The organism is Streptomyces sp. NPDC008125, from assembly GCF_042957125.1.
GTDB lineage: Bacteria > Actinomycetota > Actinomycetes > Streptomycetales > Streptomycetaceae > Streptomyces.
Window position 1 is genome coordinate 190,100 of sequence record NZ_JBIBHR010000012.1, and the last position, 14,637, is coordinate 204,736.

Below are 14,637 nucleotides of genomic sequence, written 5' to 3' on the forward strand. Positions count from 1 at the left end.
TTATCGCGTCTTCGGGTCGAGGGCGTTACGGACGGCTTCGCCGAGCATGATGAACGCCAGGACGGTGATGCTGAGCATGATCGACGGGTACAGCAGGATGTGCTGCGCCACCCGGATCTGGCTCGCGCCGTCGGAGATGTCCATGCCCCACGAGACCGTGGGGGCGGCGAGGCCGAGGCCCAGGTAGGACAGGGTCGCCTCGGCGGAGATGTAGACACCCAGCGAGATCGTCGCGACGACGATCACCGGGGCCATGACGTTCGGCAGGATGTGCCGGAACAGGATCCGGTTGGTCCCGGCGCCCAGCGCCCTGGCCGCCTGGACGAAGTCGGCCTGCTTGACGGTGATCACCGCCCCGCGCATCACACGGGCGATCTGGGTCCAGCCGAGGAAGGCCAGCGCCATGACGACCACCAGGGTGGAGCGCTCGGTGAACGCCTGGAGGACGACCATCGAACCGAGCAGGAAGGGCACGCCCAGGAAGATGTTGGTGAATCCGGAGAGCACCGCGTCGATCCAGCCGCCGAAGTAACCGGCGAGCATGCCGATCAGTCCGCCGAACACGGTCACCAGCACCGTCACCCCGACGCCCACGATCACCGAGGCGCGGGTGCCGTAGATGACACGCGCGTAGACACTGCGGCCCTGGCCGTCGTAGCCCAGCCAGCCGTCCGAACCGACCTTGCCCAGTTCGGGCTTGCTGAGGAAGTGGTGCACGAGGTCGCCCGTGGTGGGCGAGGCGTCGGTGAACAGGCCCGGGAACGCCGTGATGACGATCAGGATCAGGATGAGGACGGCCGAGATCAGGAAGTACCAGTTGCGGCGCAGGTCTATCCAGGCGTCGCCCCAGAGGCTGCGCGCCTTCTCGGACCTGACGGCCTCGACGGGCTCGGCCGCGGACATGGGGTCCTCGGGGGTGGTCGCGGTCTTGGTCATGTCAGGCATACCGGATCCTCGGGTCCAGGACCGCGTACAGCAGGTCGACGATGAGGCTCATGACGAGGTAGACGAGCACCAGGATGGTGACCAGCCCGACGAGGGTGGTGCCCTCGCGGCGGACGATCGACTCGAAGATGGTGCCGCCGATCCCCTTCACGTTGAACAGGCCTTCGGTGACGACCGCGCCACCCATCAGGGCGCCGAGGTCCGTGCCGAGGAAGGTGACGACCGGGATCAGCGAGTTGCGCATCAGGTGCACGCCCACGATGCGGCGCTTGGGCAGACCCTTGGCGACCGCGGTACGCATGTAGTCGGCGCGCAGGTTCTCCGCCATGGTCGTCCGGGTGAGCCGGGCGACGTAGGCGAGCGAGAGCGATCCGAGCACGATGCCCGGTGTGAAGAGCTCGCCCCAGGTGGCGTCGTTGGAGACGTTGGGCGAGATCCAGTCGAGCTGGAACGCGAACACCGACTTGACGAGGAAGCCGATCACGAAGACGGGCATCGAGATGATCAGCAGCGTGACGATGAGGACGATGTTGTCCGTCAGCTTGCCCGCGCGCAGACCGGCGATCATGCCGAGCCCGACACCGAGGACGATCTCGATGACGAAGGCGATTCCGGCGAGTCGCAGGGTGACCGGGAACGCGTCGCCGAGAACGTCGGTGACGGGCCGTCCACTCGCTATCTGGTTGCCGAAGTCGAAGTGGAAGAGGATCCCCTTCATGTAATCCCAGTACTGCACCAGGATCGGCTGATCCAGCCCGAGTTGGTGTCTCATCGCCGCGAGGGTCGCCGGGTCGGCGCCCTTGTCCCCGAAGAGCCCGCGGACGGGGTCGCCGGGCAGCGTGTAGACCATCAGGAAGATCAGCAGGGTTGTCCCGATGAAGACCGGGATCATCTGGAGCAGTCGCCGTACGACATAGCGCCCCATCGTGCCTCCATGTAAATCGGCAGCGGCAGCCGACGGGCCCTCCCGTGCGACGGACCTCCCCGATGGGTCGGTCCGAGGTGCGGAAGGGCCCCCCGGCCACTGCGTGCAGGCTTTGGTACAGGTCCGATGTCAGTTCGGTCCGGTACCGGCCCGCTGACTACGTCGGTATTACTTCTTGACCTCGACACCGGTCAGGACCGGGTCGCCGTCCTGGGCGTACTGGACGTTCTGGACCTTCTCGGAGTAACCGGCGTTGACCTTGTAGTACCAGAGCGGAATGGTCGGCATGTAGTCGACCAGTTCCTTCTCGATCTGCTGGTAGGCCTTGACCGACTCGTCGAGCGAGGCGGCGGAGTCCGCGGCCTTGATCTGCTTGTCCAGCTCAGGGTTGGAGAAGCCGCCCTGGTTACCGGCGGCGCCGGTCTTGAACAGGTCGCTGATGAAGTTGGCGTTGACGGGGTAGTCGAGCACCCAGCCACTGCGGTAGAAGGACTTGACCTCCTTCGCGTCACGCGCGTTCAGGTCGGCCTGGAAGTCCGTCTTGGAGTCGCCGGCGCACTGCACGCCCGTCGCCTGCGTGATGCTGTTGCAGACGGCCTCCACCCACTCCTTGTGACCGCCGTCGGCGTTGAACTGAATGAAGATCTTGTTCTTCGGAACGCCGCCACCCTCCTTGATGAGGGCCTTGGCCTTGGTCGGGTTGTAGGTGGTGACGTCACCCGCGACGTTGTCCTGGTAGCCGAGGACGCCCTTGGCGACCCAGCCGGTCGCCGGCTCACGCGTGCCCTGGAGGACCGTCTTGGTGATGGTGTTCCGGTCGATCGCCATCGACAGGCCCTGGATGACCTTCGGGTCGATGCCCTTGAAGGTCGGCGAGTAGAAGGCGACACCCAGCGTCTGGATGGCGGAGTACGCCTTGTCCACGGCGCGGTCACCGAGGTCGGCCTTGTAGACCGGGAGGTCCTTCGGCGCGAGCTGGCGCAGCACGTCCACGTTGCCGGACTTCAGGTCCTCGTAGGCGGTCTCGAGGGTGGTGTAGTTCTTGAAGATCACACCACCGTTCTTCGCCTTGTCCGGACCCTGGTAGTCGTCGTTGCGGACGACCTTGATCTGCTTCTTGTGGTCCCAGCTGACGAACTTGTACGCGCCGTTGCCGACCGGCTTCTCGCCGGCGGCCTTCGGGTCCGCGTAGAAGGACTCGGGCAGCGGGGAGAACACCGTGTAGCCGAGCTTGTAGGAGAAGTACGGCAGAGCCGAGTTGAGCTCGATGGTGAACGTGGTGTCGTCCACGACCTTCAGGCCGGACATGGCGTCGGCCTTCGGCTTGGCGCCGTCACCGTCGGGGTGCACGTCCGCGTAGCCCTTGATGTCGCTGAACCACGACGCGTTGGTCTGCGCGTTCGTGATGTTCGCGGCCCAGTTCCAGGCCTTGACGTAGGACTCCGCCGTGACGGGGGTGCCGTCGTGGAACTTCCAGCCGGCCTTCAGCTTGACGGTCCACAGCTTCGAGTCGGTGGTGTCCACGGACTCGGCGTTGACCATCACCAGCTTGCCGGACGGGTCGTAGTCCACGAGCTGCGAGAAGATCGCGTCCGTGACGATGCTGCCGTTCGACTCCATCGTGTTGGCCGGCTGCAGCGGGTTCTGCGGCTCGCCGACCTCGATGGAGAAGATGCCGTTCGGGTCGACCGCACCCTTGGCGCTTCCACTGTCCTTGGCGTCGTCCTTGCCGCCGCCACAGGCCGTTGCGGCCAGGGCGATGATGGCCGCTCCCGCGACCCACTTGGCGCTCTTGGCACCGCGCATGGGTTTCCTCCTCATGAGTCCACTTATGACTACAAGAGGGGCACCTCTCGTCCATCCCCTCCCCTCTGAGGGTGATGGTCATGGTGCCCCAAGTGTGCTCGTGAGTCGGCGCACTCCCCACAGTGCGTGACCCATTGACCCGAGCTCAATGGAGCCAACTATTGGGTACTCCGAGGCTGTAAACCACACTTAAAGGGTCTCGGTTTGACAACATCACCTCACCCCCTATGACCGAAATCCGGACAAACTGAGTCCAGACAGACACCCCCGAAACGGACTGTTAACACATGTTCCGGAGAGCAACGCCCGATAACCGGACACCGGAGTGACGAAAATCAATTGACGAAGGCCCGGCCTCCCACAGTGTCTGCGGGAGGCCGGGCCTCGTGTCAATGCTCCGTACCGGCTTCGATCGCACGTGTGCGATCTCCGGCCAGTGGCCGAAAGTGATCGGCGATCAGAGGGTGACCGGGGGTCAGCGCTTGGCGCGCGACGCGGAGCGACCGCGCTCCTTGGCGTCCAGGACGACCTTGCGGATACGCACGGTCTCCGGGGTCACCTCGATGCACTCGTCCTCGCGGCAGAACTCCAGGGACTGCTCCAGGGAGAGCTTGCGCGCCGGAACCACGTTCTCCGTGGTGTCGGCGGACGCCGCACGCATGTTGGTGAGCTTCTTCTCCTTGGTGATGTTGACGTCCATGTCGTCGGCGCGGGAGTTCTCGCCGATGATCATGCCCTCGTACACCTCGGTGCCGGCCTCGGTGAAGATGACACCGCGCTCCTGCAGGTTGACCATCGCGAACGGCGTGACCGAACCGGCGCGGTCGGCGACGAGCGAACCGTTGTGACGGGTGCGCAGCTCGCCGAACCACGGCTCGTGGCCCTCGAAGATGGAGTGCGCGATGCCGGTGCCGCGGGTCTGGGTCAGGAACTCCGTACGGAAGCCGATGAGGCCGCGGGACGGAACGATCCACTCCATGCGGACCCAGCCGGAGCCGTGGTTCGTCATGGTCTCCATACGGCCCTTGCGGGTCGCCATGAGCTGGGTGATGGCTCCCAGGTGCTCGTCGGGCGAGTCGATGGTCATGCGCTCGATGGGCTCGTGCGTCTTGCCGTCGATCTGCTTGGTGACGACCTCGGGCTTGCCGACGGTCAGCTCGAAGCCCTCACGGCGCATCTGCTCGACCAGGATGGCGAGCGCGAGCTCACCGCGGCCCTGGACCTCCCAGGCGTCCGGGCGCTCGGTGTCGAGGACGCGGAGCGAGACGTTACCGATCAGCTCGCGGTCCAGACGGTCCTTCACCTGGCGGGCGGTGACCTTGTGGCCCTTGCCGCCCTTGCCGACCAGCGGCGAGGTGTTGGTGCCGATGGTCATCGAGATGGCCGGCTCGTCGACCGTGATCAGCGGCAGCGCGATCGGGTTCTCGGGGTCGGCCAGCGTCTCGCCGATCATGATGTCGCCGATACCGGCGATGGCGCAGATGTCACCGGGGCCCGCGACCTCGGCCGGCTTGCGGGTCAGCGCCTCGGTCATGAGGAGCTCGGTGATGCGGACGTTCTGCTGGCTGCCGTCGCGCTTGATCCAGGTGACGGTCTGGCCCTTGCGCAGCTCGCCCTGCTCGACGCGGCAGAGCGCGATACGGCCGAGGAAGTTGTCGGCGTCCAGGTTGGTGACGTGGGCCTGGAGCGGCGCGGCCTCGTCGTACTCCGGAGCCGGGACGTGCTCCAGGATGGTGGTGAAGAACGGCTCCAGGTCCTCGCTGTCCGTGGGGACGGTGCCGTCCTCAGGCTTGGTCAGCGAGGCGACGCCGTCACGGGCGCAGGCGTAGACGATCGGGAACTCGATCTGGTTCTCGTCCGCGTCCAGGTCCAGGAACAGGTCGTACGTCTCGTCGACGACCTCGGCGATGCGGGAGTCGGGACGGTCCGTCTTGTTGATGCAGAGGATGACCGGCATCTTCGCCGAGAGCGCCTTGCGGAGCACGAAGCGGGTCTGCGGCAGCGGGCCCTCGGAGGCGTCGACGAGCAGGACGACCGCGTCCACCATCGACAGGCCGCGCTCGACCTCGCCACCGAAGTCGGCGTGGCCGGGGGTGTCGATGATGTTGATCGTGATCGGTTCCCCGCCGGCCTTGGGGTGGTACTTCACCGCCGTGTTCTTGGCGAGGATCGTGATGCCCTTCTCACGCTCCAGGTCGTTCGAGTCCATCATGCGGTCGTCGAGGCTCTCGGCGGCGTGCGCGGCGAAGGCACCGGCCTGCTTGAGCATGGCGTCGACCAGCGTGGTCTTGCCGTGGTCGACGTGGGCGACGATGGCTACGTTACGGATGTCGTGGCGCGTGGGCATGGGTGGAATGCGCTTCTCTCGGATCGTGGGATCAGGCGTCGCAGTCGGTCTCAGGTCCTCGTACGCCCCGCCGGGCTGACACGCCACGGCTTGTCCCATGGTACGGGCCAGCCGCACGCGGGGCTTCCCGGCCCGATCCGCGAGACCGCTCTTCCCCGGGGATTCAACGGATATTCAGCGGTGGGGACCGGTCCGGGACCGTCTCACGGGTGCCGAAAACGGCCGCGGCGACCGTCTTTGGACCCCGTCCACGGGCCCCGCGGGCCGGTACGGGCGTGTGCGGGCCCCCGGACACGACCGTGCCCGCCGGGTCGGTCCGGCGGGCACGGGGGATACGAGCGCGGGGGATACGGGCACGGGGAACTGGTGGGGCCTCAGGACGGGCCCCACCGCGGGTTTCCGCTACTCGGTCAGGCGGGCCGGGGCGCCCGCGGCCTTTTTGCCCTTGAACCCGATGTCCTGGTAGCGCGGCGTCCCGAAGCCGAAGGCGCCGACGTTCACGAGCTTCTTGTCGACCGCGACCAGCTGCGGGCGCTGGTAGAGCGGAATCGAACCGGCGGCGGCCCAGATCCGGGCGTCCGCCTGCTTCATCAGGTCGCGCGAGGCCTTCTCGTCCAGGGTCGCGACGGCCCGGTCGAAGAGCTGGTCGATGTAGTCGGTGCCGACCCGGGTGTAGTTCTGCTCGACGACCAGCGATCCGTCCGAGGCCGGTACGGGCTTGGCGAAGATGGGGCGGCCGTCCGTGGCGGGATAGGCGCTGACCGGCCACGAGTAGAGCGCCAGGTCGTACGCGCCGGAGGCGATGTGGTCCGTGAAGTAGCTCGCGTCGGAGACCTTGGTGATCACCGTGGAGATGCCGACGGAGTCGAGCATCGCCGCGATCTTCTCGCCGACCTTGCGCAGGGGCGCCGACTCCGCCCCCGAGGGGAGCACGAACCGCAGGCTCAGCGTCTTCCCGTCCTTGCCGATCCGGCTGCGTACCGCCGCGTGCCGGGCCGGGGCGGCGGTGCCCACGGGGGCGTACAGGCCGGGGGCTCCCCCGGCCTTGCGGTCCCGGAGGGAGACCTGGGCGGCGGAGTCGTCGTCGCCCGGCTTGTTGTCGTCCCCGACGATGTAGCGCCCGGTGTTCCCGGCGTCGGCCTTCTCGTCCGCGGCGGCCTTGTCTGCGGTGGTCTTCCCGGTGGAGGTCGTCCCGTCGGCCCTGTCGGTACCGGTCTTCGCGGATCCGGTGGCTTCCGCGCCCGCCGCGCCGTCCGAAGCGTCGTCCGACGCGTCCGTCTCCTCCTCCGCCTCCGCGTCCGCCGAGGCGGAGGCCTTCGCCTTCGTCCCGGCCTCGCTGCCGGCCTCGGTGCCCTTGGGCTTCCGGGCGCCGCCGCCCGGGGTCCAGCCCGCGTCCGCGAGCAGGGCCAGGGCCTCCGCGGTGTCCCGGTCGCCGATGGCGCCGCTGCTGTCCGTGTAGCCCGGCTGGCCGAGCATGGCGAGGTGGCTGCCGAGCGGCTCGGCGGGCAGCCCCAGCGGCTTCAGGACGGAGTCGGCGATCTCCTGGCGGTCGATCGCGCGGGCCACCGCCCGGCGCACCCGCTCGTCGGCCAGCGGGCCGGACTCCCCGTTGAGCGCCAGTTGCGTGTAGGCGGGCTCCAGGGACTTGCGGACGACGTAGGAGCGCAGGCCCGCCTGCTCGGCCTCGTACGCCTCGATCGCCTTCCGGGTCTTCTCGCGGGCCGCCTGGGCGATCTCGGCCGCCTCCTCGTCGGAGCCGTGCGCGAGCGCCCAGGAGCGCAGGGCGGCGGCGGGGGTGAGGTCGGCCTGGGGGCCGTGGGTGAGCGGGCGGCCGTTGCGGCCGTCGTCGTGGACGGCGAGGCGGATGCGCTGCGCGTCGTCCCCGTCGATGTCGGCCACGTCCACCGTGCCCTCGGCGAGCGCCTCGCCCCGGTCCCCGGGGGCGACCGCGCGGAAGACGATCTTCTCCAGCTTCGCCGTGTCGCCCCACCAGCGGGGGTCGCGGACGAGGGTGACGGTCTTGGTGTCCTTGTCCACGGAGCGGAGCTTGAACGGTCCGGCGGTGTTCTTCAGGGTGGCGCGGGCTCCGTCGTTGAAGGAGGCCGGGGAGCCCATGACCTCCTTGGGGTACAGCGGCGAGAAGAGCGAGCGCCAGTCGCCGTACGGCTTCGAGAAGGTGACCCGGACCTGGAGGTCGTCGTGGCCGCGTTCGATCTTCTCGATCCGCTCGTACCCGGCGTTGCGCGCGGTCCAGTAGGCGGAGTCCCTGCCGCTCAGCGCACGCCATTGGGCGACGAAGTCCGGGGCGCCGATCTCGCGGCCGTCGCTCCACACCGCGCGCTGGTTGAGCTTGTAGAGGACGACCTGCTTCGGTTCCCGGTCGATGACCTTCGCGGACTCCAGGTAGTCCGGGTTGAGCTTCGGCTGTCCCGCCGCGTCGAGCGGGAAGAGGTTCGGCAGGAGCGCGCCGGTGATCCGGGTGGTGGAGCTGTCCGCGTCCGCCTGGAAGGTGTTGAGGGTGGCGGGCACCGCGTCGACGGCCCAGTTCAGGGCGGATCCCTGGGCGATCGTGCCGCGGGCGGCAGGGGCGATGTCCTGGGGGACGCCGAGGACCGCCTTCTCGTCTCCGGAGCCGCAGCCGGCCAGTGCCGGGACGGTGAGCACACCCGCGGTGAACAGCGCGAGGGTGCGGCGCTTGCGGGCGGTCCCGCGCGGGACGCCGACGTGGGACATGGCTGATACCTCCGGGGCCGGAACGGACCACCCCGTACCGGAATGGACCGGATGACAGTTACCTGACGATCTGATGGCATTAGCGGTTGATCACACCGCTGACGCCTTCCCACTGAAGGCGCCTGCGCGCGTGGGTCGTCTCCGACACGTCGGCCGGCCGGGAAACCTCACCCGCGTGGAGGCACCGGAGTGCGCCGTCCGGGGCACCGCGCCCGCCGTGCCGGGCTCCGGACGCACCCGTGCCCCGGTCCGGCGGGTTTCGCCGGGTCCGGGGCACGGAGGGGGCCCGTACCGGCCGTACGCGGGAGGAGTCGCGTACGGCCGGTGTGCGGGGAGTGATCAGCCGAGGAGCTCGATGATCTCCGCGGTGGTGGCGGTCTCGCCGAGGCGCGGGAAGATCTTCTCGACCGAGTTGGCGTGCGAGTCGGCGTCCATGTCGCTGATCGCGTCGGTCACGACGGTGACGTTGTAGCCGTACTCGCTGGCGAACCGGGCGGTGGACTCGACACCGATGCTGGTGGCGACACCGAGCAGCACGATCTGGGTGATGCCGCGGCGGCGGAGCTGGAGGTCCAGGTCGGTGCCGTAGAAGGCGCCCCACTGCTGCTTGGTGACGACGATGTCGCTGTCCTGGCGGCCGAGGCCGGGGACCAGGTCAGCCCAGTCGGCCGGCGGCCGGCCGCCGCCGTGGCCGGCCTCGGTGCGGCCCGGGGCGCCGCCGGTGACGCGGACCAGCACGACGGGCAGGTCCTTGGCGCGGAAGGCCGCGGAGAGCTCGGCGGCCTTGGCCACGATCTCGTCACCCGAGTGGATAATCGGGAGCTCCAGGATGCCCTTCTGCAGGTCGATGACGACGAGCGCGGTCTTCGCGTCGAGGGTGGTGGTCATGGGACGTACTCCTTGCTGTGTGGTCCGGCCCGTTGGTACGGGGCCGGGATGGTGCGGTCCCGGGTCGTGTCCGGCCGTGTGGCGTCGGATCGGCGGCGGGACCGGGCGGACACGGCCTCCGGGGTGAGGTCTTCAGGGGGCGTGCGGGCTGCGCAGCGCGCCCGGCCTCCGGGGTGTGGTCTTCAGGGGGCGTGCGGGCTGCGCAGCGCCCGGTCCGTGAGGGTCAGGCCGATCAGCACTACCCCGAGTCCGGCGGCGATCCACGCCATGAGGTGCAGGCCGGCGTCCGTGGCAGCCTGGCCGTAGGCGAGGGCGATCATGCTGGAGGCGGTGATCGCGCCGATGTACTGCGCGGTGCGCTGGAGCCCGGCCGCCGAGCCGATGGACTCGGCCGGGGCGAACTGGGCGACGGCCGCCTGGTTGCTCGTACCGATCAGCCCCTGCGGGATGCCGAAACAGGCGCCCGCGAGCAGGAGCAGGACGAGCGGGGAGTCTCCGGTGAGGAAGACCAGGACCACCGACCCGACGGTGAGCAGCAGGCAGGCCAGCGTGAGCGGCCCGCGGATGCCCTTCGTACGGGCTCCGAGGAGCGAGCAGGCCAGGGCCGCGACGGACATCGGGAGCATCAGCAGTCCGGTCTCGCCGGAGGAGAACCCGCGGACCTCTTCGAGCCACTGCGTCAGTCCGTACATCACGCAGTAGACGAGCAGGTAGCCGAGGCCGTGCCGCAGGTACGTACGGGTGAGCGCGCCGTTGGAGCCGAGTACCCGCAGGTCGATGAAGGGCTTGGGGGTCCGCAGCTGCCACCGGATCAGCACGGCGCCGACCACCACGAAGGGCAGCAGCAGCCACCAGTTCGGGTGGGCCAGGTCGAGCAGGAAGAAGGCGAGCAGCGTGAGGGCGGTGGAGAAGAGGCCGATGCCGAGCGGGTCGATGTCGGTCTTCGGGCGGCTGCCGTCCGCGGCGCGCACGCGGGGCCGGTCGGCCGGGATCCACCGGAGCGCGGTGACGAGCGCGATCAGCGCGACGGGCACGTTGACCGCGAAGATGCCCCGCCAGCCGACGAGCATGACCAGCACGCCGCCGAGCGTCGGGCCGACGGCGGTGCTGCCGACCGCGGCGAACGAGAGCCGGGCGAGGACCGGGCGCGGCGGGGTACGGCCGACCCGGAGTCCCTCGTGGCGGAGGATCGACATCGAGGCCGGGTAGGCGGCGGCGCTGCCGATGCCCAGCAGCAGCCGGGAGACGAGCAGCCAGGTGAAGGAGAGGGCGAAGGCGCCGACCAGCCCGGAGACCAGGACCACGACCAGACCGGCGACGAAGACCCGGCGCGGGCCGATGGAGTCGGCGAGCTTGCCGAGCACCGGCTGCGCGACGGCGCTGGTGAGGTAGAGGACGGAGATCAGCCAGGCGGTACCGGCCGCGCCGACGTGGTAGCTGTGCCCGATCGCGACCAGGGCGGTCGAGATCATGGTGGTGTTGAGCGGGTTGACCAGCGAGCCGATCAGCAGGGGCGCCGTGAGGCGTCCGCCGAAGCCGGGCCGCTCGGGGGCCGGGGACGCGCTGCCCGCGCTCCTGCCCGTGGCCGGGGTGGCGGGACCGGGGGTTCCGGTCGCCGCCGGGGGTATGAGCGGCGGGGTCGCGGCCGGCGTGCCGCGCGCGGCGCTCACCGCTCCACCAGCCGGTCGAGGAGGGTGACGGCCGTCGCGACGGTCTGCCGCTCGGACTCGTCCATCTCCGCGCCGAGCGCCTCGGCCAGCCAGTCGTGCTTGGCGGCCCGGACACCGGCGAGCGTGGCCCGGCCGGCCTCGTTGACGGAGACGAGCGACTTGCGCCCGTCCTCGGGGTCGGGGGCCCGGTCGACCAGCTCCTGGCTCTCCAGCGCGGCGAGCGTCAGCCGCATGGACTGGGGGCGTACGTACTCCGCCCGCGCGAGGGCCGCCGTGGTGGCGGGCCCGTGGCTCTCCAGCCGGGCCAGCACGGACCGCTGCGACGGGGTGAGCAGGCTCTCGGCGGACTCGGTGCGCAGCTTGCGGAGCAGCCGGCTCACCACCGCCGCGAGCCGCACGGCCACCACGTCCGGAGCGGGGTCGTCCGAGGGCAGCGCGACCGGCCGTTCGGCTGAGGTTTCGGTCGTATCGGGCATTTCTCCACCGTAGAAGATGGGTAGACCATCTTGCAAGTTTGCCTGTCTATTCTGTCCCGAGACCGGCGAGAATCCACCTCCCCCGGGCCCCGGCCGGGCGGAGGCCGCACCGGCGCCGGCCGGCCGCACGTCCCGCTCCGGGTGATGTCCCGAACGTCACCTTGTGCCTCCGCACCCCCGCGATCTAGGGTGAATGCGCTTTCATCGCGCGTTTTCCGATCCCGCACATTCCGACCGTGCGCATCCCGATCCCACGCGGTGCGGCATCCCAGGCAGACAGTCGGCGCACGCTTCGGGCATGTGGCCGCGAACGAAGAAGCGGACGGTCCCGGTCGAGTGAGCGCCCCCACGGTGTACGACGTCGCGGAGCGATCCGGCGTCTCCATCGCCACGGTCTCCCGTGTGTACCGCACCCCGGACTCGGTCCGGCCCCAGACCCGGGAGCGGGTCCTGGCGGCGGCCCGGGAGCTGGGTTACGTACCGAGCGGGAACGCCCGGGGCCTGGCCAGCCGCACCACGGGCGTGCTCGGGCTCTGCTTCCCCGACTACGCCGACCCGGACGCCGAGACGGCGGCGGCCCTCAGCGACGGCGACGACGACAACGCCGTGATGCTCTACTCCGACCAGATCATCCGGGGCATGGAACGGGCCGCCCGTCGGCACGGTTACGCCCTGCTGATCGCCGCCTCGCTGGACGGCGGGCCGGAGAGCCTGGTGGCGAAGGTCGCGGGTCGGGTCGACGGCTTCGCCGTCCTCGCGCGGACCGTACCGACCGAGGACCTCGACGTCATCTCGCGCCGGCTTCCGGTCGTGATGCTCGCCGGCCCCCGCGAGATAGACCACCTCGACCACGTGGAGGTCGCCAACCGGGACGGCGAACGCGAACTCGCCCGGCACCTCATCGACGACCACGGGCTGCGCCGCCTGGTCTTCGTCGGCGGCGAGGCGGACTCCCCCGACGCGGAGGCCCGGTTCGACGGCTTCCGCCAGGCGTGCCGCGAGGCCGGGCTGCCCGTACCGGACCAGCCGGAGCTGCGCGTCGCGATGATGACCCAGGCGGAGGGCGCCCGCGCCGCCGAGGTACTGCTGGACCGCGCGGACGGGGCCGGGGCGGTCCGGCCCGAGGCGATGCTCTTCGCCAACGACCAGATGGCCGTGGGGGCCCTCCAGGCGCTGGGGCGCCGGGGGGTGCGGGTACCGGAGGACATCGCGGTGACCGGCTTCGACGGCATCCCGCTGAGTCGTCTCGTACACCCGGCGCTGACCACGGTCCGCCAGCCCATCCGGCGGCTCGGCGAGGAGGCGGCGGAGCTGCTGGTGCGGCGCCTCGGCGACCGCGACCGCGATCCGGTCTCGGTGGAGCTTCCGGTCACCCTGGCCCGCCGCGAGAGCTGCGGCTGCGGGTAGCGGGGGCGGTCGGGGCCGCGAGGTCCGTCGGTCCACCACCCGCTCCGGTGCCCGGGCCTGCCGGCGGGGCTCGCCCTGCCGGACGCGGGCCGGCGGGCGCGCGGTGTCCGCCGGGCGCGGGCCGGCGGGCGCGCGGTGTCCGCCGGGCGCGGGCCGGCGGGCGCGCGGTGTCCGCCGGGCGCGGGCCGGCGGGCGCGCGGTGTCCGCTCGGGCCCGGTGGCGCTGACGCGCCCCCCTGCGCCCTCGCCGCCCGCGCCGCGCTCAGCCCCCGAGGGCGTCGCGGAAGAACCGCTCCCGGTGTGCGCGCAGCTCGCGGATCTCCGCCGCGATGCCCCGGTACGCGAAGTGCCCCGCGGTCAGCACCCGGAGCTCCCGCACCCCGGCCAGCGCGTTGTACACGGCGAACTGGCCCGGCGGCGGTACGGCGGGGTCGAACAGGGCCGCCGCGACGAGCGTCGGCAGAGTCAGCCGGGTGGCTGCCGTCGCCGCGTCGAAGTAGGCCAGCACGTCGGCGGCTTCCGGGTGCTCCCGGTGGTGGGCGCGTACCGCCTCGCCGCTGCCGGTGCACGGGAGCGTGAGGCGCAGCGGGTGGTTGCCGAAGGTCGGCACGGTGAGCTGGGCGGCGCCGAACCGCTCGTCCCAGGGCAGCGCGAGGGCGCCCAGCCCGCCGCCGAAACTCTCGCCGAGGTAGCCGAGGCGCGGCGTTCCCGGTGGTGCCAGTTCCGGGACGAGCGTGAGCAGCGCGGAGGCGGCGCACCAGAGGTCGGCCACGCACCCGCCGATGACGTACGTGTCGCGGGCGCCGATGCCGGTGAGGACGTGCGCGTCCGCGGTGTCCGGGATGCCGGGGACGAGCCCCCGGGTGCCCATGCCGCGTACGCAGGGCAGGATCGCCGCCGCCCCGGGCAAGGGGAGCGGCAGGTCGGGGCCGGGCCGGTCGCGCCCGCCGTAACCGTGTCCGACGACGAAGCCGTACCGGGCGGCGCCCCGGCCTCCGGCGGGAGACGTGCCGTCCGGGAGGGCGACCCAGCCGCCCAGCCGTACCCCGCCGACCGAGGTGTACGTCACCCCATAAACGCGCACTCCGTCCCGCTCCTCCTCCACCGGACCGAGCTCCGGCGCGGTGTCGACCGCGAGGGCTTCCTCGTACCGGCCGCGCCAGAACGCCTCGAAGTCCTCGGGCGCGGTGGGGGCGGCAACGCCCAACAGGCTGTCGCGGGTGTGGCCGTGGCGCGGATCGAAGGGGAACCCGTGGGCGGGTGAGGACATGTGCAGGACAGTAACGACCTCTCCGGCCGGGGCGGCTACCCACCCAAGCCTGACTTATCGGTCACATGAGTCCCTCTCTCGCATATCTGGCACTTACCGTTCCCAAGGCCCCTTCCGTGTGTCCGGGACTTTGTCGGAATGTGACGCAGAACCCCCTTGCGGATTTCTGAA

The 14,637-nt window shown here is 70.4% G+C and carries 10 protein-coding genes; 1 reads left to right on the forward strand and 9 read right to left on the reverse strand.

All coding sequences use genetic code 11. From position 1 onward, the window contains the following. From ACFZAX_RS21765 to ACFZAX_RS21800, 8 genes are all read right to left on the reverse strand, one after another. Window positions 1-945 carry an ABC transporter permease subunit gene (locus ACFZAX_RS21765; RefSeq protein ID WP_390963508.1) on the reverse strand — a complete coding sequence of 315 codons (945 nt, stop codon included), beginning with the start codon at window positions 943-945 and terminating at the stop codon, window positions 1-3. Beyond that, entirely contained in the window at window positions 938-1,870 is a 933-nt protein-coding gene (locus tag ACFZAX_RS21770) for an ABC transporter permease subunit (RefSeq protein WP_390963509.1), read from the reverse strand. Before ACFZAX_RS21770 ends, ACFZAX_RS21765 begins: the two co-directional genes overlap by 8 nt. Window positions 1,871-2,038: 168 nt before the next feature. Beyond that, entirely contained in the window at window positions 2,039-3,676 is a 1,638-nt protein-coding gene (locus tag ACFZAX_RS21775) for an ABC transporter substrate-binding protein (RefSeq protein WP_390963511.1), read from the reverse strand. Window positions 3,677-4,151: 475 nt separating this feature from the next. After that, window positions 4,152-6,023 carry a translational GTPase TypA gene (gene typA / locus ACFZAX_RS21780; RefSeq protein ID WP_390963512.1) on the reverse strand — a complete coding sequence of 624 codons (1,872 nt, stop codon included), beginning with the start codon at window positions 6,021-6,023 and terminating at the stop codon, window positions 4,152-4,154. 402 nt (window positions 6,024-6,425) lie between these two features. Continuing rightward, window positions 6,426-8,756, reverse strand: a complete 2,331-nt coding sequence (locus ACFZAX_RS21785; protein ID WP_390963514.1) for an ABC transporter substrate-binding protein — start codon at window positions 8,754-8,756, stop codon at window positions 6,426-6,428. A 339-nt stretch (window positions 8,757-9,095) separates the two neighbouring features. Further along, window positions 9,096-9,644 carry an isochorismatase family protein gene (locus ACFZAX_RS21790; RefSeq protein ID WP_390963515.1) on the reverse strand — a complete coding sequence of 183 codons (549 nt, stop codon included), beginning with the start codon at window positions 9,642-9,644 and terminating at the stop codon, window positions 9,096-9,098. Between the two features lie 182 nt (window positions 9,645-9,826). After that, window positions 9,827-11,314 (reverse strand): MFS transporter, encoded by a 1,488-nt coding sequence (locus ACFZAX_RS21795; protein ID WP_390963516.1) that lies wholly within the window; start codon window positions 11,312-11,314, stop codon window positions 9,827-9,829. After that, entirely contained in the window at window positions 11,311-11,790 is a 480-nt protein-coding gene (locus ACFZAX_RS21800) for a MarR family transcriptional regulator (protein WP_390963518.1), read from the reverse strand. Before ACFZAX_RS21800 ends, ACFZAX_RS21795 begins: the two co-directional genes overlap by 4 nt. A 336-nt stretch (window positions 11,791-12,126) precedes the next feature. Between ACFZAX_RS21800 and ACFZAX_RS21805 the strand changes: the two genes are divergently transcribed. Next, the gene (locus tag ACFZAX_RS21805; protein ID WP_390963519.1) at window positions 12,127-13,197 is read left to right on the forward strand and encodes a substrate-binding domain-containing protein; all 1,071 of its coding nucleotides are present in this window, start codon (window positions 12,127-12,129) and stop codon (window positions 13,195-13,197) included. Between the two features lie 261 nt (window positions 13,198-13,458). On the opposite strand, the gene ACFZAX_RS21810 is transcribed toward ACFZAX_RS21805, so the two are convergent. Continuing rightward, a complete protein-coding gene (locus ACFZAX_RS21810) occupies window positions 13,459-14,466 on the reverse strand; it encodes an acetylxylan esterase (protein WP_390963521.1) in 1,008 nt (335 codons plus the stop codon). Window positions 14,467-14,637 lie beyond the last annotated feature (171 nt).